The 23,576-nt window shown below is 65.2% G+C and carries 23 protein-coding genes; 5 read left to right on the top strand and 18 right to left on the bottom strand.

Annotated elements, in window-relative coordinates; all coding sequences use genetic code 11:
- Positions 1 to 15: 15 nt before the first annotated feature.
- The 6 genes from hscB to uvrB all read right to left on the bottom strand — a co-directional run bounded on the left by hscB (position 16) and on the right by uvrB (position 5,437).
- Positions 16 to 543: a Fe-S protein assembly co-chaperone HscB gene (hscB, locus tag HTY51_RS06650; protein ID WP_174251999.1), complete on the bottom strand. Its 528-nt coding sequence runs from the start codon at positions 541 to 543 to the stop codon at positions 16 to 18.
- Positions 540 to 863 carry an iron-sulfur cluster assembly protein IscA gene (iscA, locus tag HTY51_RS06645; protein WP_174251998.1) on the bottom strand — a complete coding sequence of 108 codons (324 nt, stop codon included), beginning with the start codon at positions 861 to 863 and terminating at the stop codon, positions 540 to 542. Before iscA ends, hscB begins: the two co-directional genes overlap by 4 nt.
- A 123-nt stretch (positions 864 to 986) precedes the next feature.
- Positions 987 to 1,373: a Fe-S cluster assembly scaffold IscU gene (gene iscU, locus HTY51_RS06640; RefSeq protein WP_174251997.1), complete on the bottom strand. Its 387-nt coding sequence runs from the start codon at positions 1,371 to 1,373 to the stop codon at positions 987 to 989.
- A gap of 18 nt (positions 1,374 to 1,391) precedes the next feature.
- Positions 1,392 to 2,612 carry an IscS subfamily cysteine desulfurase gene (locus tag HTY51_RS06635; RefSeq protein ID WP_174251996.1) on the bottom strand — a complete coding sequence of 407 codons (1,221 nt, stop codon included), beginning with the start codon at positions 2,610 to 2,612 and terminating at the stop codon, positions 1,392 to 1,394.
- Positions 2,613 to 2,663: 51 nt separating this feature from the next.
- Positions 2,664 to 3,200 (bottom strand): Fe-S cluster assembly transcriptional regulator IscR, encoded by a 537-nt coding sequence (iscR, locus tag HTY51_RS06630; protein WP_174251995.1) that lies wholly within the window; start codon positions 3,198 to 3,200, stop codon positions 2,664 to 2,666.
- Positions 3,201 to 3,310: 110 nt separating this feature from the next.
- A complete protein-coding gene (uvrB, locus tag HTY51_RS06625) occupies positions 3,311 to 5,437 on the bottom strand; it encodes an excinuclease ABC subunit UvrB (RefSeq protein ID WP_174251994.1) in 2,127 nt (708 codons plus the stop codon).
- Positions 5,438 to 5,576: 139 nt separating this feature from the next.
- Here uvrB and HTY51_RS06620 point away from each other — a divergent pair, with 139 nt between their 5' ends.
- Positions 5,577 to 6,773, top strand: coding sequence for an amino acid aminotransferase (locus HTY51_RS06620; protein WP_174251993.1), 1,197 nt, complete (start codon positions 5,577 to 5,579; stop codon positions 6,771 to 6,773).
- 72 nt (positions 6,774 to 6,845) lie between these two features.
- On the opposite strand, the gene HTY51_RS06615 is transcribed toward HTY51_RS06620, so the two are convergent.
- From HTY51_RS06615 to HTY51_RS06595, 5 genes are all read right to left on the bottom strand, one after another.
- Positions 6,846 to 7,574, bottom strand: a complete 729-nt coding sequence (locus HTY51_RS06615; RefSeq protein WP_174251992.1) for a glutathione S-transferase — start codon at positions 7,572 to 7,574, stop codon at positions 6,846 to 6,848.
- A 116-nt stretch (positions 7,575 to 7,690) separates the two neighbouring features.
- Positions 7,691 to 8,056, bottom strand: coding sequence for a hypothetical protein (locus HTY51_RS06610; protein WP_174251991.1), 366 nt, complete (start codon positions 8,054 to 8,056; stop codon positions 7,691 to 7,693).
- A gap of 19 nt (positions 8,057 to 8,075) precedes the next feature.
- Positions 8,076 to 10,493: an EAL domain-containing protein gene (locus tag HTY51_RS06605; RefSeq protein WP_254607008.1), complete on the bottom strand. Its 2,418-nt coding sequence runs from the start codon at positions 10,491 to 10,493 to the stop codon at positions 8,076 to 8,078.
- Between the two features lie 66 nt (positions 10,494 to 10,559).
- Complete coding sequence (gene rssA, locus HTY51_RS06600; protein ID WP_254607007.1) at positions 10,560 to 11,492, bottom strand: patatin-like phospholipase RssA; 933 nt, start codon at positions 11,490 to 11,492, stop codon at positions 10,560 to 10,562.
- A gap of 3 nt (positions 11,493 to 11,495) precedes the next feature.
- Positions 11,496 to 11,810 carry a DUF6172 family protein gene (locus tag HTY51_RS06595; RefSeq protein ID WP_174251990.1) on the bottom strand — a complete coding sequence of 105 codons (315 nt, stop codon included), beginning with the start codon at positions 11,808 to 11,810 and terminating at the stop codon, positions 11,496 to 11,498.
- A 101-nt stretch (positions 11,811 to 11,911) separates the two neighbouring features.
- Between HTY51_RS06595 and HTY51_RS06590 the strand changes: the two genes are divergently transcribed.
- Together HTY51_RS06590 and HTY51_RS06585 are read left to right on the top strand one after the other, a co-directional pair.
- Complete coding sequence (locus HTY51_RS06590; RefSeq protein WP_174251989.1) at positions 11,912 to 13,153, top strand: DEAD/DEAH box helicase; 1,242 nt, start codon at positions 11,912 to 11,914, stop codon at positions 13,151 to 13,153.
- Positions 13,154 to 13,164: 11 nt separating this feature from the next.
- Complete coding sequence (locus HTY51_RS06585; RefSeq protein WP_174251988.1) at positions 13,165 to 13,905, top strand: sulfite exporter TauE/SafE family protein; 741 nt, start codon at positions 13,165 to 13,167, stop codon at positions 13,903 to 13,905.
- A gap of 9 nt (positions 13,906 to 13,914) precedes the next feature.
- Here the strand turns inward: HTY51_RS06585 and HTY51_RS06580 are convergent, their stop codons facing one another.
- Together HTY51_RS06580 and ygiD are read right to left on the bottom strand one after the other, a co-directional pair.
- Entirely contained in the window at positions 13,915 to 14,502 is a 588-nt protein-coding gene (locus tag HTY51_RS06580; RefSeq protein ID WP_174251987.1) for a chalcone isomerase family protein, read from the bottom strand.
- Between the two features lie 84 nt (positions 14,503 to 14,586).
- Positions 14,587 to 15,414 carry a 4,5-DOPA dioxygenase extradiol gene (gene ygiD / locus HTY51_RS06575; RefSeq protein ID WP_174251986.1) on the bottom strand — a complete coding sequence of 276 codons (828 nt, stop codon included), beginning with the start codon at positions 15,412 to 15,414 and terminating at the stop codon, positions 14,587 to 14,589.
- A gap of 116 nt (positions 15,415 to 15,530) precedes the next feature.
- On the opposite strand from ygiD, the gene HTY51_RS06570 reads away from it, so the two are divergent.
- Positions 15,531 to 16,838, top strand: a complete 1,308-nt coding sequence (locus HTY51_RS06570; protein WP_174251985.1) for a polyhydroxyalkanoate depolymerase — start codon at positions 15,531 to 15,533, stop codon at positions 16,836 to 16,838.
- 31 nt (positions 16,839 to 16,869) lie between these two features.
- A complete protein-coding gene (gene rsxB, locus HTY51_RS06565; RefSeq protein ID WP_174251984.1) occupies positions 16,870 to 17,529 on the top strand; it encodes an electron transport complex subunit RsxB in 660 nt (219 codons plus the stop codon).
- Between the two features lie 7 nt (positions 17,530 to 17,536).
- Here the strand turns inward: rsxB and HTY51_RS06560 are convergent, their stop codons facing one another.
- From HTY51_RS06560 to HTY51_RS06540, 5 genes are all read right to left on the bottom strand, one after another.
- On the bottom strand, positions 17,537 to 18,982 hold the full coding sequence (locus tag HTY51_RS06560; protein ID WP_174251983.1) for a methyl-accepting chemotaxis protein: 1,446 nt from the start codon (positions 18,980 to 18,982) through the stop codon (positions 17,537 to 17,539).
- 187 nt (positions 18,983 to 19,169) lie between these two features.
- The gene (locus HTY51_RS06555; RefSeq protein WP_174251982.1) at positions 19,170 to 19,637 is read right to left on the bottom strand and encodes a VOC family protein; all 468 of its coding nucleotides are present in this window, start codon (positions 19,635 to 19,637) and stop codon (positions 19,170 to 19,172) included.
- Positions 19,638 to 19,657: 20 nt separating this feature from the next.
- Positions 19,658 to 21,706: an acetyl/propionyl/methylcrotonyl-CoA carboxylase subunit alpha gene (locus HTY51_RS06550; protein ID WP_174251981.1), complete on the bottom strand. Its 2,049-nt coding sequence runs from the start codon at positions 21,704 to 21,706 to the stop codon at positions 19,658 to 19,660.
- A gap of 17 nt (positions 21,707 to 21,723) precedes the next feature.
- The gene (locus tag HTY51_RS06545; protein ID WP_174251980.1) at positions 21,724 to 22,014 is read right to left on the bottom strand and encodes a helix-hairpin-helix domain-containing protein; all 291 of its coding nucleotides are present in this window, start codon (positions 22,012 to 22,014) and stop codon (positions 21,724 to 21,726) included.
- Positions 22,015 to 22,036: 22 nt separating this feature from the next.
- Positions 22,037 to 23,569 carry an acyl-CoA carboxylase subunit beta gene (locus tag HTY51_RS06540; RefSeq protein WP_174251979.1) on the bottom strand — a complete coding sequence of 511 codons (1,533 nt, stop codon included), beginning with the start codon at positions 23,567 to 23,569 and terminating at the stop codon, positions 22,037 to 22,039.
- Positions 23,570 to 23,576: the final 7 nt, after the last annotated feature.

Genomic DNA, 23,576 nt, shown 5'->3' with positions numbered 1-23,576 from the left:
GTTCAGGTTGAATTGTCACCCGAGCCGGCTCTCCATCATCTCGTAACGGGCTTCGATGTCACGGGCAAAACGCTCGATGAACATCAGCGCCCTCACCTGCGCCACGGCGCCGGCATAGTCCCGGGCCTGGTCCAGCAGCTGCTCGCAGCGCTGCAGCAGCACCCTGCGGCTGCGACCGACCTCGTCATTCAAGGCATCGAGGGCATCGATGTCCCGGGCGTCGTCCAGCGCCTCGCGCCATTCCATCTGCTGCATCAGGAACTCGGCCGGCATGGCCGTGTTGTTCTCGGCGTTCACTGGCACACCGTGGAGCTCGCAGAGGTAGGCGGCGCGCCTGAGGGGATCTTTCAGGCGCTGGTAGGCCTCGTTGATGCGCACCGACCACTGCATGGCCACACGCTGCGCGGCTGCCCCCTGGGCGGCGAACTTGTCCGGATGGGCTTCGCGCTGCAGGTCCTTCCAGCGCGCATCGATCGCGGCGCGGTCCTGGGCGAACTGCTGCGGCAGGCCGAACAGTTCGAAGTCGTCGGACTGGAGATTCACACCCGGAACGATTCACCACAACCGCAACGATCTCGCTCATTGGGGTTGTTGAAACGGAAGCCCTCGTTCAGGCCCTCGCGCACATAGTCGAGTTGGGTGCCGTCGATGTAGGACAGGCTCTTGGGGTCGATCAGCACCTTGACACCGTGGTCTTCGAAGACAACGTCCTCCGAGGCGATTTCGTCCACGTACTCCAGCTTGTAGGCCAGGCCCGAGCAACCCGTGGTCTTGACGCCCAGGCGCACGCCCACACCCTTGCCGCGCTTGGAAAGGTAGCGGGTCACATGCCGGGCCGCGGCTTCAGTCAGGGAAACTGCCATTTCAGTCTTTCATACCCAACACCCCTATCCCAAGACCAGGGCACCCGCGGAACCGGCTTTGCCGGGCCGCTGGGTGCGCCCCCTTGAGGGGAAAGCGCCAAAGGCGCCTCGGGGGTGCGTCATTTAATGCGCGTTTTTCTTGCGGTAGTCGTCCACCGCGGCCTTGATGGCGTCTTCGGCCAGGATCGAGCAGTGGATCTTGACCGGCGGCAGGGCCAGCTCTTCGGCGATCTGGCTGTTCTTCAGCGCAGCAGCCTCGTCCAGCGTCTTGCCCTTCACCCATTCCGTCACCAGCGAGCTCGACGCGATGGCCGAACCGCAACCGTAGGTCTTGAAGCGTGCATCCTCGATGACACCGGTGCTCGGGTTCACCTTGATCTGCAGCTTCATCACATCGCCGCAGGCCGGTGCGCCCACCATGCCGGTGCCGACGGTGTCGTCGCCCTTGTCGAAGGAGCCGACGTTGCGCGGGTTTTCGTAGTGGTCTACGACTTTTTCACTGTATGCCATGATTTCTCTCCTTCGGCCTCAGTGGGCCGCCCATTGAATCGTGCTGATGTCCACACCGTCCTGGAACATCTCCCACAGGGGGCTGAGCTCGCGCAGCTTGGCCACGTTGTGCTTGATGGTGGTGATGGCGTAATCGATTTCTTCTTCGGTCGTGAAACGGCCGATGGTCATGCGCAGGCTGCTGTGCGCCAGTTCGTCGCTACGGCCCAGGGCACGCAACACATAACTGGGTTCCAGGCTGGCCGAGGTGCAGGCCGAGCCGCTGGACACCGCCAGGCCCTTGATGCCCATGATCAGCGACTCGCCTTCGACGAAGTTGAAGCTCATGTTGAGGTTCTGCGGCACGCGTTTTTCCAGGCTGCCGTTCACGTACACCTGTTCGATGTCCTTCAGGCCATCAAGCAGACGCTGCTGCAGCTTGCGGGCCTTGGCCAGGTCCTGGGCCATCTCCAGCTTGGCAATGCGGAAGGCCTCGCCCATGCCCACGCACTGGTGGGTCGGCAGGGTGCCCGAGCGCATGCCACGCTCATGGCCACCGCCGTGGATCTGCGCCTCGATGCGCACACGCGGCTTGCGACGCACGTAGAGAGCGCCGATGCCCTTGGGGCCGTAGGTCTTGTGGGCCGTCATGCTCATCAGGTCGATGGGCAGCTTGTTCATGTCGATCTCGACCCGGCCCGTCGCCTGTGCGGCATCCACATGGAGCAGGATGCCCTTTTCACGGCAATACGCACCGATGGCGGGAATGTCCTGGATCACGCCGATTTCGTTGTTCACGAAGAGGATGCTGATCAGGATGGTGTCGGGACGGACGGCCGCCTTCAGCGCGTCCAGATTCACCAGGCCGTCTTCCTGCACGTCCAGGTAGGTCACCTCGAAACCCTGGCGCTCCAGCTCGCGCATGGTGTCCAGCACGGCCTTGTGCTCGGTCTTCAGGGTGATCAGGTGCTTGCCCTTGCCCTTGTAGAACTGGGCAGCCCCCTTGAGGGCCAGGTTGATGGATTCGGTAGCGCCGGAAGTCCAGACGATCTCGCGCGGGTCGGCGCCGATCAGCTCGGCCACCTGGACCCGTGCCTTTTCCACGGCCGCTTCGGCCTCCCAACCCCAGGCGTGGCTGCGCGACGCCGGGTTGCCGAAATGCTCGCGCAACCAGGGAATCATGGCGTCCACCACGCGCGGATCGCAAGGCGTGGTGGCACCGTAATCCATGTAAATCGGAAAGTGGGGCGTCATGTCCATACAGGTCTAGAAAAACGAACAGTCAATAAAAATGGCGCAGGTGCGGCCGGATCAGGACTTGGAGAACGCGTTGCCCAGGGCAAACACCGAATTGGGTGCGTTCACACGCACCGGCTTGACCACCGGGGCGCTGGAAATGGCGCGCTTGACCATGGGCTTGTCCTCGATGGTGATGCCCTTGGCCAGCTGGTCGTCGACCAGCTTCTGCAGGGTGACCGAGTCCAGGAACTCGACCATGCGGGTGTTCAGGGAAGCCCAGAGCTCGTGTGTCATGCAGCGACCACCATCGCCCAGGCAGTTCTCCTTGCCACCGCACTGGGTGGCGTCGATGGGCTCGTCCACCGACAGGATGATGTCGGCCACGGTGATCTCGGCCGCCTTGCGCGCCAGGGTGTAGCCGCCGCCCGGACCCCGGGTGGATTCGACCAGCTCATGACGACGCAGCTTGCCGAAGAGCTGCTCCAGATAAGACAGGGAAATCTGCTGCCGCTGGCTGATGGCAGCCAGGGTCACAGGGCCATTGCTCTGGCGCAGGGCCAGATCAATCATGGCGGTGACCGCAAAGCGGCCTTTGGTGGTGAGGCGCATGGCAAGCTCCTTTTCCGAGTAATTGGCTCAAGTTTACCAAAAAACCAAGTTGGGCGCTCGGGATAGCGGCGGTGCAGCGTCAGCACCGGCCTGGTACCGAGCCTCCCGACTCAGCGGGCGGGTGGCACGCCTTGCGGATGGTCGGGCACCGCCGCACCGAAGGCCCGGGTCTTGAGCAGGCCGAGCTGGTCACGCACCCGGGCAGCCAACTCGAACTCCAGGTTGCGGGCGTGCTCCAGCATCTGCTTTTCCAGCCGCTTGATCTCGCGGGCGATGTCCTTTTCGCTCATTTCCTCCACCTGGGCGCGGGCCATGGCCTCCTGCTCCAGGCGCTCGGCTTCGCGGCCGGCCTTTTCGCTGTAGACACCGTCGATCAGGTCGCGCACCTGCTTGACGATGGCCCGCGGCGTGATGCCGTGGGCCAGGTTGTGCTCGATCTGCTTGTGGCGGCGGCGATCCGTCTCGCCGATGGCCTTGGCCATCGAGTCGGTGACACGGTCGGCATACAGGATGGCCCGTCCGTTCAGGTTGCGCGCCGCCCGGCCTATGGTCTGGATCAGCGAGCGCTCGGAGCGCAGGAAACCCTCCTTGTCCGCGTCCAGGATGGCCACCAGCGAGACCTCCGGGATGTCCAGCCCCTCGCGCAGCAGGTTGATGCCCACCAGCACGTCGAACTGCCCCAGGCGCAGGTCGCGCAGGATCTCCACCCGCTCCACCGTGTCCACGTCGCTGTGCAGGTAGCGCACCTTGACGCCGTTGTCGGTCAGGTAATCGGTCAGCTGCTCGGCCATGCGTTTGGTCAGAGTGGTGATCAGCACACGCTCATGTTTCTCCACGCGGATGCGTATTTCCTGCAGCACGTCGTCCACCTGGTGCGTGGCAGGACGCACCTCCACCTGCGGGTCGACCAGCCCGGTGGGCCGCACCAGCTGTTCCACCACGTGGCCGGTATGCTCGTTCTCCCAGTTGCCCGGGGTGGCCGAGACGAAAACCGCCTGGCGCATCTTGGTCTCGAACTCCTCGAACTTCAGGGGCCGGTTGTCCAGCGCGCTGGGCAGGCGAAAACCATACTCCACCAGCGTGGTCTTGCGCGCCCGGTCGCCGTTGTACATGCCGCCGAACTGGCCGATCAGCACATGGCTCTCGTCCAGGAACATCAGCGCGTCCTTCGGCAAATAGTCGGTCAGCGTGGGCGGCGGCTCACCCGGTGCAGCGCCGGAGAGATGGCGCGTGTAGTTCTCGATGCCCTTGCAGTGCCCCACCTCGCTGAGCATTTCCAGGTCGAAGCGGGTGCGCTGCTCCAGGCGCTGGGCTTCCACCAGCTTGCCCATGCCCACCAGCTCCTTGAGGCGCTCGCTCAGCTCGATCTTGATGGTCTCCACCGCTGCCAGCACCTGCTCGCGCGGCGTCACGTAATGGCTGCTGGGGTAGACCGTGAAACGCGGGATCTTCTGGCGGATGCGACCGGTCAGCGGGTCGAAGAGCTGCAGGCTCTCGATCTCGTCGTCGAACAGCTCGATGCGCAGGGCCAACTCGCTGTGCTCGGCCGGAAAGACGTCGATGGTGTCGCCGCGCACGCGGAACTTGCCGCGCCCGAAGTCCATGTCGTTGCGCTGGTACTGCATGCGAACCAGCTGGGCGATCACATCGCGCTGCCCCATCTTGTCGCCGGCGCGCAGGGTCATCACCATCTGGTGGTAGGCCTCGGGCTTGCCGATACCGTAGATGGCCGAGACCGTGGCCACGATGACCACGTCGCGCCGCTCCAGCAGGCTCTTGGTGCAGCTCAGGCGCATCTGCTCGATGTGCTCATTGATGGCGCTGTCCTTCTCGATGAACAGGTCGCGCTGCGGCACATAGGCCTCGGGCTGGTAGTAGTCGTAATAGCTGACAAAGTACTCCACCGCGTTCCTGGGGAAGAACTCGCGGAACTCGCTGTAAAGCTGGGCCGCCAGGGTCTTGTTGGGTGCGAAGACGATGGCGGGCCGCCCCATGCGGGCGATCACATTGGCCATGGTGTAGGTCTTGCCCGAACCCGTTACGCCCAGCAGGGTCTGGTAGACCTCGCCGTTTTCCACCCCCTCCACCAATTGCTTGATGGCCTCGGGCTGGTCACCGGCCGGCGGATAGGGCTGGTAGAGCTCGAAGGGCGAGCCGGGGTAGCTGACAAAACGGCCCTCAGCGGGGCTGTCGGGGACGCCGGCCTCGGGGGTGGGTGCTGCTGATACGTCTTGCATGTCGACCTGATGTGGACGGGTACCGGAGCCCGGTAAAATTAGGGCTAACCCGAAAGAATACGTCATTCCGGTACCGTGCGTTGCCCCTTACCGGCGTGGGAAGAATCCGCAACTTCATTACTCTCTCAAGGAACCCGTCATGTCCATGTTTTCCGCCGTCGAAATGGCACCGCGCGACCCCATCCTGGGTCTGAACGAGCAGTTCAACGCCGACACCAACCCCAAGAAGGTCAACCTGGGCGTGGGCGTGTATTTCGACGACAACGGCAAGCTTCCCCTGCTGCAGTGCGTGCAGGCCGCCGAAAAGGCCATGATGGACAAGCCCACCGCCCGTGGTTACCTGCCCATCGACGGCATTGCCGCCTATGACGCCGCCGTCAAGGGCCTGGTCTTTGGTGCAGATTCCGAGCCGGTCAAGAGCGGCCGTGTCGCCACCGTGCAGGGCATCGGCGGCACCGGCGGCCTGAAGATCGGCGCCGACTTCCTGAAGAAGCTCAACCCGAGCGCCAAGGTGCTGATCTCCGACCCGAGCTGGGAAAACCACCGCGCCCTGTTCAGCAGTGCCGGCTTCACGGTCGAGAGCTACCGTTATTACGACGCCGCCAAGCGCGGCGTGGACTTCGCCGGCATGCTGGCCGACCTCCAGGCCGCCCCGACCGGCACCATCGTGCTGCTGCACGCCTGCTGCCACAACCCGACCGGTTACGACATCACCCCAGCCCAGTGGGACCAGGTGATTGCCGCCATCAAGGCCAAGAACCTGGTCGCCTTCCTCGACATGGCCTACCAGGGCTTCGGCCACGGCATCCAGGAAGACGGTGCCGTGATCGGCAAGTTCGTCGCCGCCGGCCTGGACTTCTTCGTCTCCACCAGCTTCTCCAAGAGCTTCAGCCTTTATGGCGAGCGCGTCGGCGCCCTGAGCGTGCTGTGTGCCAGCAAGGATGAAGCCGACCGCGTGCTGAGCCAGCTCAAGATCGTGATCCGCACCAACTACAGCAACCCGCCCACCCATGGCGGCGCCGTGGTAGCTGCTGTGCTGAACAACCCCGAGCTGCGCGCCCTTTGGGAAAAGGAACTGGGCGAGATGCGCGTGCGCATCAAAGCCATGCGCCAGAAGCTGGTCGACGGCCTCAAGGCCGCCGGCGTGAAACAGGACATGAACTTCATCACCAGCCAGATCGGCATGTTCAGCTACTCAGGCCTGAGCAAGGACCAGATGGTGCGCCTGCGCAGCGAGTTCGGCATCTACGGCACCGACACTGGCCGCATGTGCGTGGCCGCACTCAACAGCAAGAACATCGACTACGTCTGCCAGGCGATTGCCAAGGTGGTGTAAGCGGGACTTCTCCAGTGAAAAAGCCGCTTGTGGGCGGCTTTTTTCTCGCCCGCGACTTCGACCCGCAAGCTCTCAGCCATCGAGTTCCGGATAACGCCGGAAGATGCCGTCCTCGTTGAACGGAATACGTCGTTCGCTGCGCAGGTAGGCCGAGACACGACGATGCCGGGCGACGCGGTCGTGCAGCGCCAGCACCAGCGGCGTCTTCTTCAAGGCGCGCCGGGTCGCCTTGGGGAAGGCGTAAAGCAGGCCCTCCACCAGTTGGAACAGCGACAGGTCTGCATAACTCAGCCGCGCGCCCACCAGGTACTGGTTGCCCTTGGGGTTGCGCGCCAGCACGGTCTCCAGCCAGCCCAGAAATTTCGGGATGCGCTGGCTACGGAACTCTTGGGCGGCCCGCAAGGCCTCCGGCTTCTGCTCCTCGTAGTACAGACCGGAGCCGACCGGGTGGTGCGTGTTGTGCGCCTGGTCCACGGCATCGGCAATGGTGAGCTGGATCTGATGCGCCCACAGGCGATCCGCTTCGCTCGCCGCCACCAGCTTGAGCCGCGGGCCCAGGTACAACAATATGGCAGCGGTCTGACCGATCACGCGCTTGCCGTGCACCAGCACGGGGCAGGCAAACGGCAGCCGCGCGTTGGACTCGTCCTGCAGGCAGTGGCGCAAGGCCGGGACACCCTGGCCCGCCGCCGCGTCTCCACGCGCCACATCGACATAGGGCACGCCGGCAGCCTCCAGCGCCAGGCGGACAAATTCGCCACGGCCCTGGATACCGGGCCAGTAATGGAGTTGGTAAGGCATGAGGTGATCGAATGGACCAGGAGACAGCCATTTTGTACGGCGGACGGACCATCGACAAGCCTACCCCGCTCCCGACCACACCCGCCCGACCAAGCGCTGCGCCTGGAGAATTTCCATCACACGCCAAAGCGCTGTCTGAACGCCTGACAAAACTGGGCGCTGCCGCTAAGCGCCAGCGTCACCGTGTGCCGCGGGGGACCGGCCGAACCCGGCTGGCTGCTGAAGCGTCGCGTCAACTCGTCGTAGGCGAGGGTCTCCGGCACCGTCCACTCCTGCTGCCCTTGCAGCAGATAGTCCCACTCCCCGCCCTCCTCCAGCGGCGCGCGCTGATGGGGAAAGGTGGCATGGGCCCAGTCCAGCACCAAGGCGATCTCGGCCTGCAGGACGGTCAGGCGCGCCGCCGGCACCGAGGCCATGGCCTCGAACGTGCCGTAGCCGTGCTCGTCTTCGCAATAGTCGAAGTCCAGGTACTGCAGGGTCATGGATGTGCTTGCCGCGCGATCAGGCGGAAAGGGCGCCCGACAGCTTGTCCCGCAGGTACAACTCGAATTGCGCAGCCGGCATGGGACGGGCAAAGTGGTAACCCTGAACTTCATCACAGCCGAACACGCGAAGTCGGGCCAGCATGTCGGCGGTCTCGACACCCTCGGCGAGGGTCTTGAGGCCCAGGCTGTGGGCCATCTGGATGATGGCCCGCACGATGGCGGCGTCATCGGAATCCACCGCCAGGTCGCGGATGAAGGACTGGTCGATCTTCAGCTTGTCGATGGCAAAGCGTTTCAGATAGGACAGGCTGGAGTAGCCCGTGCCAAAGTCGTCGATGGAGAACCTGACACCCTGCTGCTTGAGCCGCTGGACCGTGGCCAGCACGCTCTCCGTCTCGTGGATCAGGGTGGATTCGGTCAGTTCGAGTTCCAGATGCTGCGGGTTGAGCCCCGAGGCCCCCAGGGCGTTCACCACCGTCTGTTCGACATCGCCGCGCCTGAACTGCACGGCCGAGAGGTTCACCGCCATCAGCAGATCGGGCAGGCCCGCCTGCCGCCAGCGCATGGCCTGGCGGCAGGCCTCGCCCATCACCCACTCGCTGATGGGGATGATGAGACCGCTCTCCTCGGCGACGGGGATGAAACGCCCCGGGGGCACCAGGCCGCGGTCCGGGTGATTCCAGCGGATCAGGGCTTCGGTGCCGACCACCTGGCCGCTCGCCAGATCGATCTGCGGCTGGTAATGCAGCACGAACTCGCCGCGCTCCAGCGCCCGGCGCAGGTCGTTGCGCAGGGCCAGATGCTCGACCGCCTCCACATTCATCTGCTCGTCGAAGTAGCGGTAGGTGTTGCGCCCGGCATCCTTGGCCCGGTACATGGCCGTGTCCGATTTCTTGAGCAGGGTGTCGAAATCGGCACCGTCGTCCGGGTAGATGGCGATCCCGATCGACACCGAGGTCGAGAGTTCGTGTCCCTCGACCAGGATGGGCTGGCGCAGGCGCTCCAGCAGCTTGGCCAGCACCGGCGCCGTGTCATCGGGGCTCTGCAGGGCCGGCAGGACAATCAGGAACTCGTCGCCGCCCTGCCGGCTGATGGTGTCGGAGTCGCGCACGCATTCGGCCAGCCTCATCGCAATCTGCCTGAGCAAGGCGTCCCCCACGGTATGGCCGAGGGAGTCGTTGATGGTCTTGAAGCTGTCGAGATCAAGAAAGAGCAGTGCCACCTTGTAGGCCGCGCGGTCCGCGTAGGCCCTGGCCTGCTCGAAACGGTCCTGCACCAGTGCCCGGTTCGGCAGGCCGGTCAGCGTGTCGTGGTGTGCCAGGTATTCCATCTGATGCTCGGCCACCTTGCGCCAGACGATCAACTGGTTGAAGTCATCGACCAGGGCGCCGATTTCGTCCTGGCGCACGATGGGTATGGGTGCAAACGGCTCCTTGCCCTCGGTCATGCGCCGGATGCGCATGCCGGTCTCCTCGATCGGCGCCCACTGCCGCCCCAGGATATGGCGCAGCACCAGAACCATGACCACCGTCAGCAACAGGGCCGCGAAGTAGATCTGCCGCTTCAGCGTGGCGACCGGCGCGAACGCCTCGGCGGTGGTGACCCCGGCCAGCACAAACCAGCCCGTGGTCTTCATGCCGCGGCTGACCGTGAAGGTCTCGATGCCCAGGGAGTTGAACGAGACCCCAGGCCCTTCGTAGCCTTCCGCCACCCGCCTGTCGAGCAGGGTGTTCAGGCCTTGGGCCGGCAGCGGCTGCATGACCCGTTTCTGGTCCGAGGCCGAGACGATCAGCTTGTCCTGGGGCGACATCACGAAGAAGTAACCCGTCTTGCCCAGCTTGGTCGCCTCCAGCTGGCCAAACAGATTGCTGTCCGAGGGGTACATCGCCGCCGACAGGACGCCCACCGCCCTGCCGGTCGCATCCCTCACCGGCGCCGTCATGAACACGATGGGCTTGTCGGCGACCTGGCCCAGCCTGGGTTCGCTGATCCAGGGCTTGCCGGTCTTCATGGTCTGCATGAAGTAGGAACTGCCCTTGATGTCGCCCCCCAGCCGTCCTTTCAGGGTGATCTGCTCCGCCACGATGACCCCTTGCGCATTGGCCACATAGACGCCGGTCGGAAAGATGCCACGCGGCACTGTCTTCTGCTGCAGATAGGTGGCAAGCCTGGCAGGCGCAGCCAGCATGGCCGGCGTGATGCCGTCGGCCATCTCGGCCATCATGTCCTGGCGCAGCTGGATCTTGCTGTCCAGATCGGTGGTGACATAGTTCACCGTGGCAGACATCTGGGCGGCCAGCATCTGCTCCAGCTCGTCCTGCATCACGCTGGCCACCCGCACCGCCAGCAGCCACAAACCGGCCACCACCATCGACAGGACGATGAGCAGGAGGCGCGCCTTGAAACTCAGCTGTGTGAAATACGTGGCCATCATGGATACCTGTGCCTCATTACCCGACCGGGTCAGCCGTTCAAGCCAGCCGGCGGGGCCAGCCGTCGCTCAGGCCAGCACGTCGCGTATGTGCGGCAGAGCATACTCGGCCGCACGTTCGCCTTCGGCAATGGTGGGCGCGGCAAGGTGGTAGTCCATGGCGGCCACGTCGTTGAGGCGCGGCCGGATCACCACATCGGCCGGCTCGCCAGCCAGGCGGCTTTGCGTGATGCGCATCTGCATGATGTTGATGCTGGTGGTCAGCACGTCCAGCATGGAGGGCATCTGCGGCCCGTTGTCGCGGCCGTTGCCCGCCTTGGCCGGCCGCAGGCGCGACATGATGGCCTGCATCAGGCCACCCTGCGCAGAGGCCTCGGCCTCGATCTCGGGCGCCTGGGCGTGGCTGGCCACGCGGCTGTGGCGCAGCATGATGTCCCAGTTCAGGTCCACGGCGATGACGACGTCGGCCCCCATGGCGCGGCACAGCGACACCGGCACCGGATTGACCAGGCCGCCATCCACCAGCAGACGGCCTTCGTGCTGGGCCGGGGTGAACAGGCCCGGCAGGGCGATGGAGGCGCGCACCGCGTCGATCACCGGTCCCTCACGCAACCAGATCTCGCGCCCGGTGTAGAGCTCGGTGGCCACGCAGGCGTAGGCCTTCTTCAAGCCGCTGATGCCGCGGTCTTCGTAGCGGCCGCGGAAAAAATCGGTCAGCTTGCTGCCCTCGATCAGGCCGCCACCCATCCGGAAATCCATCAGGCCCAGCACGGACTTCCAGCTCAGGCTCTTGACCCAGGGCTCCAGACGATCCAGCTCACCGGCCGCATAAACCGCACCGACCAGGGCACCGATGGAGGTGCCGCAGACGATGTCGGGAACGATGCCGGCGCGCTCCAGCGTACGGATCACGCCGATGTGCGACCAGCCGCGCGCCGCGCCGCTCCCCAGGGCCAGGCCGATGCGGGGAGGCTTCTGGTTCATGCCCAGGCTGGCGGCCATCGTTCAGTCCTGCCCTTCTTGCGCCTCTGACTGCGGGCGGGCCTTGCGGTGGCCGCTCTTGGCCAGCACTTCCACATAAACCGCCGTGGCACCGTCCTTGGCGGCAGCGTCGATCTGCTCGATGAGGTTGCCGAAATGGATGGGTGCAGCCGTGTCAGAACTGAGGCCGAACCTGCAGTCGAAGTCCCAGAAGTCGACCCCTTCGGGCAGGGCCACGCGCCGCTGGCGTTTGACGTATTTGCGGATGTCGTGCTTGACAGCGTCGAGCACGCGGTCCGGGTGTTTGCCCTCGATGTGGAGCGGATAGGTTTTGCGCACGATGGGCCTTGGTAAATTTCGCGAGGGGCTTGATTATCGTCGTCCCACGCCGGTCCTGGCAGCGTAGCGCTTAAACTGGGTGCCCCTTCCTGAAGCTGTCCATGCCATTTTCCTCCCTGGGCTTGTCGCCCGCCCTGCAGCGCGCGCTCAGCGCCCGGGCCTACACCGCCCCCACGCCCATCCAGGCTGCAGCCATTCCGGCAGTGCTGCAGGGCCGCGACGTGCTGGGCTCGGCGCAGACCGGATCGGGCAAGACCCTGGCCTTCGCACTGCCGCTGCTCCAGCAGCTGGCCGGGGCTGCGGCAGACCCTGCCCGGCGTGCCCGCGTGCTGGTGCTGGTGCTGGTGCTGGTGCCCACGCGTGAACTGGCCGCCCAGGTCGGTGACGAGTTCCGCAGCCTGGCGCAGCACCTGGGCGTGGCGCTGAAAGTCACTGTGGTGTTTGGCGGTGTCTCGATCAACCCGCAGATGATGGGCCTGCGCGGCGGCACCGACATCGTGGTGGCCACACCCGGGCGCCTGCTGGACCTGCTGGACCATAACGCGCTGAGCCTGGCCGGCGTGCAGACGCTGGTACTGGACGAAGCCGACCGCCTGCTGGACCTGGGTTTTGCCGAAGAGCTGGCGCGCATCCTCTCGCTGCTGCCCCGCCAGCGCCAGAACCTGTTTTTCTCGGCCACCTTCCCGCCCGCCGTCCAGGCCCTGGCGCACACCCTGCTGCAGGACCCGCTGCGCATCGACGTGCTGCCTGAGTCGGGCCCGCCCGACATCGTGCAGCGCGCCCTCGCCGTCGATGCGGCCCGCCGCACCCAGTTGCTACGCCAGCTGATCACCCAGGAGCACTGGAGCAGGGTCCTGGTCTTCGTGGCGACCAAACACGCCGCCGAGATCGTGGCCGACAAGCTGCGCAAGGCCGGCATCGACGCCGAACCCTTCCACGGCGAACTCAGCCAGGGCAAACGCACGCAGGTGCTGGCCGACTTCAAGGCCGAGCGCCTCACCGTGGTGGTCGCCACCGATGTGGCGGCACGCGGCCTGGACATCACGCAACTGCCGGTGGTCGTCAATTACGACCTGCCGCGCTCGACCAGCGACTACACCCACCGCATCGGCCGCACCGGCCGGGCCGGGCAGAGCGGCCTGGCCGTGAGTTTCGTCAGCGCCGGGACCGAAGCGCATTTCCGCCTGATCGAAAAGCGCCAGGGCCTGCAGCTGCCGCGCGAAGTGATCCCCGGGTTCGAGCCCACGCAGGCGGCCCCGCCGGCTGCCGCCGGCACGGGCGGCATCAAGGGCAAACATCCGAGCAAGAAGGACAAGCTACGCGCCGCCGCACGCGGCGACTGAACACTCCGACCATGCCGGATCTCCTGACCCTGCTGTTTGCGGAACCCGTCATCACCATGGCCTATGTGGTCTTCGGCCTGGTGGGCTTCGGCTCCACCCTGGTCAGTGCGCCGCTGCTGGCCCACCTGCTGCCCGTCTCCACCGTGGTACCCACGCTGGCGCTGACCGACATGGTGGCCTCCTGGTCCAACGGCTGGCGCCTGAGCGAGCATGTGGCGCGGCGCGAACTCTGGCGTCTGGTGCCGGCGCTGCTGGCCGGCAGCGCGCTGGGCGCCTGGCTGCTCTTTACCCTGCCTGTCACGCTGCTGATGCCGCTGCTGGGTGCCTTCGTAGTGCTGTACGCACTCAACGGCCTGCGGCCCAGGACGTCCCCGACCACGCCACTGTCGCCACGCTGGGCCTGGTGGTACGGCAGCGTGGGGGGCGTGTTCAGCGCGCTGTTCGGCGCCGGCGGCTGGGTCTATTCGCTCTACCTGCTGCGCCGCCTGGACGATGTGCAGCAGATCCGCGCCACGCAGACGGCCGTCTTGATGTTCAGTTCGGTGGTGCGCGTGGCGCTGTTCCTGCTGGCCGGCCGCCTGCTGGACCCCGAACTGCTCTGGCTGGTGCTGTGCCTGCTGCCGGCCGTGGCGCTGGGCCTTTACATTGGCCACCATGTCAGCCTGCGGCTGGACAAGCGGCGCTTCCTGCTGGTGCTGCACGGCGTGCTGCTGCTCACGGGCAGCAGCCTGCTCTTGCGTTCGCTGCTCTGAGCGGGCGGCTTACCTGCGCGAGGACTGCCCCAGCAGCGCCTCTTTCAGCGTCCAGTCGGCGGCGTCCTGGCCCAGCCAGATGCGCAACAGGGCACCGTAGAACTCAGGCTCGGGAAAGGGCTCGCCGACCGGTACCCCGCGGATGGTGATCACCGTCCCCTTGCCCGGCACCCAGTCCATGTTGATGACCTCACCTACCTTCATCTTGCGTGCATCGTAGAAAACCTGGCTCATGCGCATCACGCTGCCGACGATGCGCGTGTATTCCTCATTGGGGGTATTGGACTTGATGCCCTTGATGAACAGCCGGCCCAGTTCCTCGGAGGCGATCTCGCGCACAAAGGTCAGCGTCAGGCGCTTCGGGCCGGGGGCCGCGAGCACCTCGGCCGTGGTAGATGCCGGCCGGCTCAGGTACAGACCCGCCGTATAGACCTTGAACACCGCCTTGTAGCGCGTGCCGGCGCCGTTGAGCTGCAACTTCGCTGCGGCCAGTTCGATGCTCTCTTCGTATTTCACGCCATCGACCTCGCGGGCCTGGACCGGCCAGGCCAGCAAGCCCAGGGTGCACAGGAGCAGCGCTTTCAGGATTCGACTCATTTGTTCCTCTGTTTTTTGGTGGGGGAGCTGCGGCATTGTCGCTGCCTTACAGAGGCTTACAAATGGGCTTATGCAAACGATAACCTATCCCCAGATGACCGAGCGCATGGAGATCGAGGCCCCCTGGAAACTGTCGTTGAAAAAGCGCACGGTCTCGCCCGGGTCCGCGGCACCCGCCGCGTACAACAAGGGCAGCAGATGCTCGTGCGTGGGATGGGCCAGGCGGGCCAGTTCACCCTGTTGCAGGAAGTGCTGCAAGTCGTCCAGCTGCCCCTGCGCGATCTGCTCGCCGATCTGGCGGTCGAAGGCTATGGCCCAGTCGTAGGCCTGGTGGTTCGCCGCCTCACGCCGCATGGTGCGCAGGTTGTGCACGATGTTGCCGCTGGCCACGATGAGCACGCCCCGCTCCCGCAGGCGGCGCAACTGCTGCCCCAGGGCGTAGTGATCGGCGGGCGGGCGCGCATAGTCCATGCTGAGCTGGATGACCGGGATGTCGGCCTGCGGGAACATGGGCTTGAGCACGCCCCAGCAGCCGTGGTCGTAGCCCCAGTCCTGTTCGTCCACCCCCAGCGGGGTGTCCGTGCCGGGCTGGCGCAACTCGGTGGCCAGCACATGCGCCAGGGCCGGCGCCCCGGGCGCCGGGTAGCGCTGCTCGAACAGCTCGCGCGGGAAGCCGCCGAAGTCATGGATGGTGCGCGGCTGCGCCATGCCGGTCAGCCACCAGCCCTGCGTGAGCCAGTGCGCCGAGATGCACAGGATCAGTTGCGGCCTAGGCCAGGTGGCACCGAATTCGCGCCCCAGGGCTTCCCACCGGGGGCGAAAATCATTGGGCTGGATGACGTTGAGCGGACTGCCGTGGCCGATGAAAAGCACGGGTTGGCGCGGTCCTGGGGAGAGAATCGGGGCGGGCATGGGCCGATTGTCGCGTTGGCGGCAGTTGGCCGCCCGGATTAGGTGCAATTACCCAGGTCAAATGCCTGTGCAACTGCTATATTGCACTGCAGCAATCCGCTGAAAGCGAGTCCCTCATGCTGTACCAGCTCTACGAAACCCAGCGCTCCCTGATGGAGCCTTTTGCCGATCTGGCCGAGACCACGGCCAAGGCCTTCAACAACCCGCTGTCACCGCTGGCCCACCTGCCCCATGCCCAGCGCATGGCGGCCGGCTACGCGCTGCTGCACCGCCTGGGCAAGGACTACGAAAAACCCGAATTCGGCATCCGCACGGTGGGCGTGGACGGCGTCAACGTGGCCATCCACGAGCGCGTGGAACTGGACAAGCCCTTCTGCGAGCTGCGCCGCTTCAAACGTTTCACCGACGATCCGGCCACCCTGACCAAACTCAAGGCCCAGCCTGTGGTGCTGGTCGTGGCGCCGCTCTCCGGCCACTACGCCACCTTGCTGCGCGACACCGTGCGCACCATGCTCAAGGACCACAAGGTCTACATCACCGACTGGAAAAACGCGCGCATGGTGCCGCTCTCGCAGGGTGAGTTCCACCTGGACGACTACGTCAACTACGTGCAGGAGTTCATCCGCCACATCCAGGCCGAATACGGCAACTGCCACGTGATGAGCGTGTGCCAGCCCACGGTGCCGGTGCTGGCGGCGGTGTCGCTAATGGCCAGCCGCGGCGAGACCACGCCGCTGACCATGACCATGATGGGCGGCCCGATCGACGCGCGCAAGTCGCCCACGGCGGTGAACAACCTGGCCATGACCAAGAGCCACAGCTGGTTCGAGAACAACGTGATCTACCGCGTGCCGAGCAACTTCCCCGGTGCGGGCCGGCGCGTCTACCCGGGCTTCCTGCAGCACGCGGGTTTCGTGGCCATGAACCCGCAGCACCACGCCAAGAGCCACTACGACTACTTCGAGCACCTGCTCAAGGGTGACGACACCAGCGCCGATGCGCACCGCCAGTTTTACGACGAGTACAACGCCGTGCTCGACATGGACGCGCACTACTACCTTGAAACCATCAAGACCGTGTTCCAGGATTTCAGCCTGGTGCAGGGCAGCTGGGATGTGAAAAGCGTGGACGGTGCCACCGAGCGCGTCAAGCCGCAGGACATCAAGACCACGGCGCTGATGTCGGTCGAAGGCGAACTCGACGACATCTCCGGTTCGGGCCAGACCGAAGCCGTGCACGAGATCTGCAGCGGCGTGCCCAAGGCCCGCCAGCAGCACCTGGAAGCCAAGGGCGCTGGCCACTACGGCATCTTCTCGGGCCGGCGCTGGCGCGACATCGTCTACCCGGCGGTCAAGGCCTTCATCCTGCAGCACAACACACCAACCAGGGCCGGCGGCAAGAAAACGACGAAGTCGGCGGCCTGAGCCTGCTGGGCATGCCGCGATAATCGGCGCCATGCCCGCGACTGCCGACCAGATCCTCGCCGCCCTGCCCCAGACCCAGTGCACGCGCTGTGCTTACCCGGACTGTGCGGCTTATGCGCAGGCGATCGCCGCGGGTGAGGCGGCCATCAACCAGTGCCCGCCCGGTGGTGCCGAGGGCGTAGCCCGCCTGGCGGCGCTGACCGGTCAGGCCCCGCTGCCGCTGAACCCCGCGTTTGGTACCGAAGGCCCGCTGACCGTGGCCGTGATCGACGAGGACTGGTGCATCGGCTGCACGCTCTGCCTCGCGGCCTGCCCCACCGACGCCATCCTGGGCGGCAACAAACGCATGCACACCGTGATAGCACCGCACTGTACCGGCTGCGAACTGTGCATCCCGGTCTGCCCGGTGGACTGCATCCAGATGGAGAACGTCAGCGGCAAGCGCACCGGCTGGGCCGCCTGGTCGCAGCCGCAGGCCGACACCGCACGCCAGCGTTATGCCTTCCACGTGCTGCGCCTGCAGCGCGAACAGCAGGAAAACGAGTTGCGGCTGGAAGGAAAAGCCCGTGCCAAACTGGCCGATCTGCCGGCCCACAGCCAGCACACCGACCCGACCGTGCTGGACCAGAAACGCGCCGTGATCGAGGCGGCCCTGGCGCGCGCGCGCGCGCGCCGCGCGGGCAGCCCTTGAACCCGACTCAGCTAGCAACCAGGTTCTTGTACACGCCGCAGCCGACATAGACGTCGTCGACCTGCTGCACATAGGACATCTTGGTCTGCACCGCACCCGTGGCGGGGTTGGTGATGTCGTACTCCACCCAGCCCGGCTCGTGCTCGGCCTGCGCGACGATGGATTGGAGCAGGCCCTGGCCGTCGATGCCCGGGATGTCCTGCACGCGTGTCCCCACCTTGGCCGGGTTACCGCCGAAGGCCAGGTAGGCGCCGTTGCGGTCCAGCGCAAACACATACATGTCGCGGTCGTGGAAGCCCTGGGCAGGATCGGTCAGGCCGCGCAGGAAGCTGTCGCGGCCGCTCTGCTGCCGAAAGGCGATGGCGCGCTGCACCAGCGCAAGCGCCTCGTCGGCCGTGCCCTGCTGCAGCCGGAAGGCCGCCACCGCCTGGGCCAGCGTGGAGGCGCGCTGCTCCAGCTTTTCGGCCTGCTCGACCGCATGCTCCACCATGGCCGCATTACGCTGGGTGATCTCGTCGAGCTGGCGGATGGCGGCCGTGATCTCGTTGAGCGAGGTGCTCTGCTCGGCACTGGACACCGAGATGTGGGACATGCTTTCGGCCACGCCACGGATGCCCGGCACGATTTCTCCGATGCTGCTGCCCGCCGTGCGGATCTGCGTCACGCTGGTCGCCACCTGGCTCGACGAAGCGCCGATGAGCTGGCGGATCTCCTTGGCCGACTCGGCCGAGCGTTGCGCCAGCGAGCGCACTTCGGCCGCCACCACGGCAAAACCACGCCCGGCTTCCCCAGCCCGCGCGGCCTCGACAGCGGCATTGAGCGCCAGGATGTTGGTCTGGAAAGCCAGGCTGTCGATCACGCCGATGATCTCGTTCATGCGCTGCGCGCTGCTCTGAATGGCCTCGACCGACTGCACGGCCTGCACCATGCCCTGGGCACCGCGGTCGGCCACGTCCCGCACCTGGGCGGCCTGGCTGTTGGCCTGCTGCGTGGTCCGTGCATTGCCCTGCACCGTGCTGGAGAGCTCCTGCACACTGGCCGAGGTCTGCTCCAGATTGGCGGCCTGCTGTTCGGTGCGGTCCGACAGCTCGCGGTTGCCCGCGGCCAGGCTCTGGCCGGCATGCGCCACCAGGGCAGAGTTGCTGCGGATGCTGGCCACCATGCCCGAGAGACTGGCCACCATGCCCTGCATGGCCTGGGCCATGGCGCCCAGCTCATCGCGACCGCGGATTTCCACCTTCTCGCGCAGATTGCCGTGCGCCGTCTGCTCCATGAAATGCATGACCCGGCGCAGGTCGGCCATGAAACTGAAATAGAAGGCCAGCATCAGGTAGATCAGGAGCGCCAGGGCGCAGACGCCCGTGACGATGCCGACCCACTCCATCGCGACGTAGGCCAGCAGCATGACCACAATCAGCAGGATCAGCTTGCCGGCCAGGGACAAGCGGCGCATGAGCCATGCGCCGGGTCCAAAAATCTGTTTGATGATGCCCATGACGGATCCCAATGACGTATCTCTCTCAACTGGGGTGGGTCTGATCACAATTCAAGATCGACTGAATCGAACCCGAACTGAAGCGCCCTATACCCTGTTCAGTATAGGGAGACGTCCTTCAGGGACCTTACGGGGTTTGCCCCTATCAAGAAAGCGCGGCCACCACCTCGGGCGGCGCCTGCACCAGTTCGATCAGCACGCCTTCACCGGCAATCGGAAACTCATCGTTCGACTTGGGATGCAGGAAACAGATGTCGTAACCGGCCGCGCCCTGGCGGATACCGCCCGGGGCGAAACGCACGCCCTGGGCGCTCAACCACTCGACGGCCCGGGGCAGGTCGTCGATCCACAGTCCCACATGGTTGAGCGGGGTCGTGTGCACGGCCGGCTTCTTTTCCGGATCGAGTGGCTGCATCAGGTCCACCTCGACCTTGTAAACCCCCTGCCCCATGGCGCAGATGTCCTCGTCCACGTTCTCGCGCTCGCTCCTGAACGTGCCGGTGACCTGCAGGCCCAGCATGTCGACCCAGAGCCTCTGAAGCCGGGTCTTGTCGGTGCCACCAATGGCGATCTGCTGGATGCCCAGCACCTTGAAGGGACGCGCTTGACTCATCTGGTACCCCGCCTTGGCATTCATGCAAATTCGATGATGGGCTGGTCGACGCTGAGCGACTCGCCCTTGCCCGCCAGCACCTTGGCCACGATGCCATCAGCCGCGGCGAACAGCACGTTCTCCATCTTCATGGCCTCGATCACGGCCACGCGCTCACCGGCCTGCACCTTCTGGCCCGGCTGCACCGCCACGTCCACCAGCAGGCCCGGCATGGGCGAGAGCACGTAACGGCTCATGTCCGGCGGCGCCTTGTGCGGCATGAGCTGGTGCAGCTCGGCCATGCGCGGCGAGATCACCAGCGCTTCGATCAAGGTGCCGTTGTGCTGCAGCTTCAAGGCCAGCGGGTTCCGGGTGGTGCCACGCTCCACCTGGGTCGTGAAGGACCGGCCGTCCACCGTGCCGGCGATGATGATGTCGTTCAGGCGCGAGGTGCTGCAGATCTCGTAGCTCTTGCCGTCCACACGCACCCTGGCCTTGCCGGTCTCGCCCACGAACTCGTCCACGTGCACGGGGGTGTGCGCGTGCTGGCCATCCGCCCCCAGGGTGATGACCACGTAGTCCTTGCCAACATCCACGGAATAACCCGGCAACTGGCCGGAGATCGTCGTCGTGCGCTCGCGCGATTTGCGGCGCACAAAAGCCGCCAGTGCCACGAGGAAGTTCGGATCTTCGTGCGGCACGTCTTCGGACGAAAAACCCTTGCCGTAATGCTCGGCGATGAAACCGGTGTTGAAATCACCCGCCACAAACTTCGGGTGCGCCAGCAGCGCGGCCTGGAAAGGGATGTTGGAGCTGATGCCGCGGATGACAAAGCCGTTGAGTGCCTCGCGCATCTTGGTGATGGCGTCCAGGCGGTCCTTGCCGTGCACGATGAGCTTGGCGATCATCGAGTCGTAATACATGGGGATCTCACCGCCGTCCTGCACGCCGGTGTCCACACGCACGCCCTGCAGGTGCTTGGTGTCGGACTGCCACATGCTCTGCGCCGGCGGCGTGAAACGCACCAGGCGGCCGGTGGAGGGCAGGAAGTTGCGGAAGGGATCCTCGGCGTTGATGCGGCACTCGATAGCCCAGCCATTGCGCTTCACATCCGCTTGCGCCAGTGGCAGCTTCTCGCCGGCCGCCACACGGATCATGAGCTCCACCAGGTCCAGGCCGGTGATGCATTCGGTCACCGGGTGCTCCACCTGCAGGCGGGTGTTCATCTCCAGGAAATAGAAGTCCTGGTTCTTCCCGACCACGAACTCCACCGTGCCCGCGCTCTGGTACTTCACCGCCTTGGCCAGGGCCACGGCCTGCTCGCCCATGGCCTTGCGGGTAGCTTCGGAGATGAAGGGGCTGGGCGCCTCCTCGATCACCTTCTGGTGGCGACGCTGGATCGAGCACTCGCGCTCGTTCAGGTAGATCACGTTGCCGTGGCTGTCGCCGAGCACCTGGATCTCGATGTGGCGCGGTTCCTGCACGAACTTCTCGATGAAGATGCGGTCGTCGCCGAAGCTGTTGCGCGCCTCGTTGCTACAGGAGGTGAAACCCTCCAGCGCTTCCTTGTCATTGAAAGCCACACGCAAGCCCTTGCCGCCGCCGCCGGCCGAGGCCTTGATCATCACCGGGTAACCGATGCCCCTGGCGATCTCCACGGCGCGCTCGGCCGATTCGATGGCCTCGTTCCAGCCCGGGATGCAATTGACCTTGGCTTGACCCGCCAGCTTCTTGGACGCAATCTTGTCGCCCATGGCGGCAATGGAATAGTGCTTGGGGCCGATGAAGACCAGGCCCTCCTCCTCCACGCGCTTAGCGAAGTCCTCGTTCTCGGACAGGAAGCCATAGCCGGGATGGATGGCCTGCGCGCCGGTCTGCTTGGCCGCGGCGATGATCTTGTCGGCCACCAGATAGGACTCGCGGCTGGGCGCCGGGCCCAGCAGCACGGCCTCGTCGGCCAGCAACACATGACGCGCGTCACGGTCGGCTTCGGAATACACCGCCACAGTGGCGATGCCCATTTTCTTGGCGGTGGCGATCACTCTGCAAGCGATCTCTCCGCGGTTGGCAATCAAGATTTTTTTGAACATGATGACGTCCTGTCTTCCTAATTATTCTCTGCCAGCATGGCTTTGCGCCGGCTCGTGAAATTCCACCACGGCTGGCTCGGCCCGCCGTTCATGAAGTCGTGCGCGGCCAGAAAGGTGTCCAGCACGCAGGGGTCGTGGCGCTTGCCCATGGGGTCGCGCAGCTGCTCGTAGGCCGCCACCGGATCCATCTCGCGCACCTGCAGGGGTGTCGTGATGCCCAGGCCGCGCAGATCGGCAGCCAGCGACTTCCCGATGTTAGGGATGTCGGTCAGCGTGCGCGCCTGCTCGGCGTGGTGGGCTTTGGGCATGGCCAGACTCGTCAAAACCGGTTCAGAGCGGGATGTTCCCGTGCTTGCGCCAGGGGTTGTCCAGCTTCTTGTCCTTGAGCATGACCAGCGAGCGGCAGATGCGCTTGCGCGTCTCGTGCGGCAGGATCACGTCGTCGATGTAACCCCGCGCACCAGCCACGAAGGGATTGGCAAAACGGGCCTTGTACTCGGCTTCCTTGGCCGCGAGCTTGGCGGGGTCACCCTTGTCCTCGCGGAAGATGATCTCCACCGCGCCCTTGGCGCCCATCACGGCGATCTCGGCATTGGGCCAGGCGAAGTTGACGTCACCACGCAGGTGCTTGGAGGCCATCACGTCGTAGGCGCCGCCGTAGGCCTTGCGCGTGATCACGGTGATCTTGGGCACCGTGCACTCGGCATAGGCGTAAAGCAACTTGGCGCCGTGCTTGATGATGCCACCGTACTCCTGCGAAGTCCCAGGCATGAAACCGGGCACGTCGACGAAGGTGACGACGGGGATGCTGAAGGCATCGCAGAAACGCACGAAACGCGCTGCCTTGATGCTGCTCTTGATGTCCAGGCAGCCCGCCAGCACCAGCGGCTGGTTGGCCACGATGCCCACGGTCTGACCGTCCATGCGGGCGAAGCCGATCAGGATGTTCTTGGCGTACTCGGGCTGGATCTCGAAGAAGTCGCCGTCGTCCACCGTCTTGACGATCAGCTCCTTCATGTCATAGGGCTTGTTCGGGTTGTCCGGCACCAGGGTGTCCAGACTCAGCTCCATCCGGTCGATCGGGTCGCCGCTCTTGCGTATCGGGGCCTTCTCGCGGTTGTTGAGCGGCAGGTAGTTGTAGAGGCGGCGCAGCATGAGCAGCGCCTCCACGTCATTCTCGAAGGCCAGGTCGGCCACGCCGCTCTTGGTGGTGTGGGTGATGGCGCCGCCCAACTCCTCAGCGGTGACTTCTTCGTGGGTCACGGTCTTCACCACATCGGGGCCGGTGACGAACATATAAGAAGAGTCCTTCACCATGAAGATGAAGTCGGTGATGGCCGGGCTGTACACGGCGCCGCCCGCGCTGGGGCCCATGATCATGCTGATCTGCGGAATCACCCCCGAAGCCATCACATTGCGCTGGAACACCTCGGCATAACCGCCGAGTGACGCCACACCTTCCTGGATGCGCGCGCCGCCCGAATCGTTGAGGCCGATCACGGGCGCGCCCACTTTCATGGCCTGGTCCAGGATCTTGCAGATCTTCTCGGCGTGAGGCTCGGAGAGCGAACCACCAAAGACCGTGAAGTCCTGGCTGTAGACGAAAACCAGGCGACCGTTGATCATGCCGTAGCCCGTGACCACGCCGTCGCCCGGCACCTTCTGCTCCTCCATGCCGAAGTCCACACAACGGTGTTCGACGAACATGTCCCACTCTTCAAAAGTGCCTTCATCCAGCAGCACCTCCAGGCGTTCGCGCGCCGTGAGCTTGCCCTTGGCATGCTGCGCGGCGATACGTTTCTCGCCGCCGCCCAGGCGGGCCGCAGCGCGTTTTTGCTCCAGTTGTTCCAGGATGTCGTGCATGGTTCGT

The sequence above is a fragment of the Rhodoferax sp. BAB1 genome, from assembly GCF_013334205.1.
In the GTDB taxonomy this organism is placed as follows: domain Bacteria; phylum Pseudomonadota; class Gammaproteobacteria; order Burkholderiales; family Burkholderiaceae_C; genus Hylemonella.
The sequence above is the reverse complement of the archived record's forward strand: the minus strand, read 5'-3'. Positions and strand labels throughout refer to the sequence as shown.

Coding starts and splice junctions, on each gene's coding strand:
- rsxB (WP_174251984.1), top strand. CDS start 16,870: ATGCCCGCGACTGCCGACCAGATCCTCGCCGCCCTGCCCCAGACCCAG.
- iscU (WP_174251997.1), bottom strand. CDS start 1,373: ATGGCATACAGTGAAAAAGTCGTAGACCACTACGAAAACCCGCGCAAC.
- HTY51_RS06615 (WP_174251992.1), bottom strand. CDS start 7,574: ATGCCTTACCAACTCCATTACTGGCCCGGTATCCAGGGCCGTGGCGAA.
- HTY51_RS06555 (WP_174251982.1), bottom strand. CDS start 19,637: ATGAGTCAAGCGCGTCCCTTCAAGGTGCTGGGCATCCAGCAGATCGCC.
- HTY51_RS06540 (WP_174251979.1), bottom strand. CDS start 23,569: ATGCACGACATCCTGGAACAACTGGAGCAAAAACGCGCTGCGGCCCGC.
- HTY51_RS06545 (WP_174251980.1), bottom strand. CDS start 22,014: ATGCCCAAAGCCCACCACGCCGAGCAGGCGCGCACGCTGACCGACATC.
- iscR (WP_174251995.1), bottom strand. CDS start 3,200: ATGCGCCTCACCACCAAAGGCCGCTTTGCGGTCACCGCCATGATTGAT.
- HTY51_RS06550 (WP_174251981.1), bottom strand. CDS start 21,706: ATGTTCAAAAAAATCTTGATTGCCAACCGCGGAGAGATCGCTTGCAGA.
- HTY51_RS06585 (WP_174251988.1), top strand. CDS start 13,165: ATGCCGGATCTCCTGACCCTGCTGTTTGCGGAACCCGTCATCACCATG.
- HTY51_RS06560 (WP_174251983.1), bottom strand. CDS start 18,982: ATGCGCCGCTTGTCCCTGGCCGGCAAGCTGATCCTGCTGATTGTGGTC.
- iscA (WP_174251998.1), bottom strand. CDS start 863: ATGGCAGTTTCCCTGACTGAAGCCGCGGCCCGGCATGTGACCCGCTAC.
- HTY51_RS06590 (WP_174251989.1), top strand. CDS start 11,912: ATGCCATTTTCCTCCCTGGGCTTGTCGCCCGCCCTGCAGCGCGCGCTC.
- rssA (WP_254607007.1), bottom strand. CDS start 11,492: ATGGCCGCCAGCCTGGGCATGAACCAGAAGCCTCCCCGCATCGGCCTG.
- ygiD (WP_174251986.1), bottom strand. CDS start 15,414: ATGCCCGCCCCGATTCTCTCCCCAGGACCGCGCCAACCCGTGCTTTTC.
- uvrB (WP_174251994.1), bottom strand. CDS start 5,437: ATGCAAGACGTATCAGCAGCACCCACCCCCGAGGCCGGCGTCCCCGAC.
- HTY51_RS06635 (WP_174251996.1), bottom strand. CDS start 2,612: ATGGACATGACGCCCCACTTTCCGATTTACATGGATTACGGTGCCACC.
- HTY51_RS06605 (WP_254607008.1), bottom strand. CDS start 10,493: ATGATGGCCACGTATTTCACACAGCTGAGTTTCAAGGCGCGCCTCCTG.
- HTY51_RS06620 (WP_174251993.1), top strand. CDS start 5,577: ATGTCCATGTTTTCCGCCGTCGAAATGGCACCGCGCGACCCCATCCTG.
- HTY51_RS06570 (WP_174251985.1), top strand. CDS start 15,531: ATGCTGTACCAGCTCTACGAAACCCAGCGCTCCCTGATGGAGCCTTTT.
- HTY51_RS06580 (WP_174251987.1), bottom strand. CDS start 14,502: ATGAGTCGAATCCTGAAAGCGCTGCTCCTGTGCACCCTGGGCTTGCTG.
- HTY51_RS06610 (WP_174251991.1), bottom strand. CDS start 8,056: ATGACCCTGCAGTACCTGGACTTCGACTATTGCGAAGACGAGCACGGC.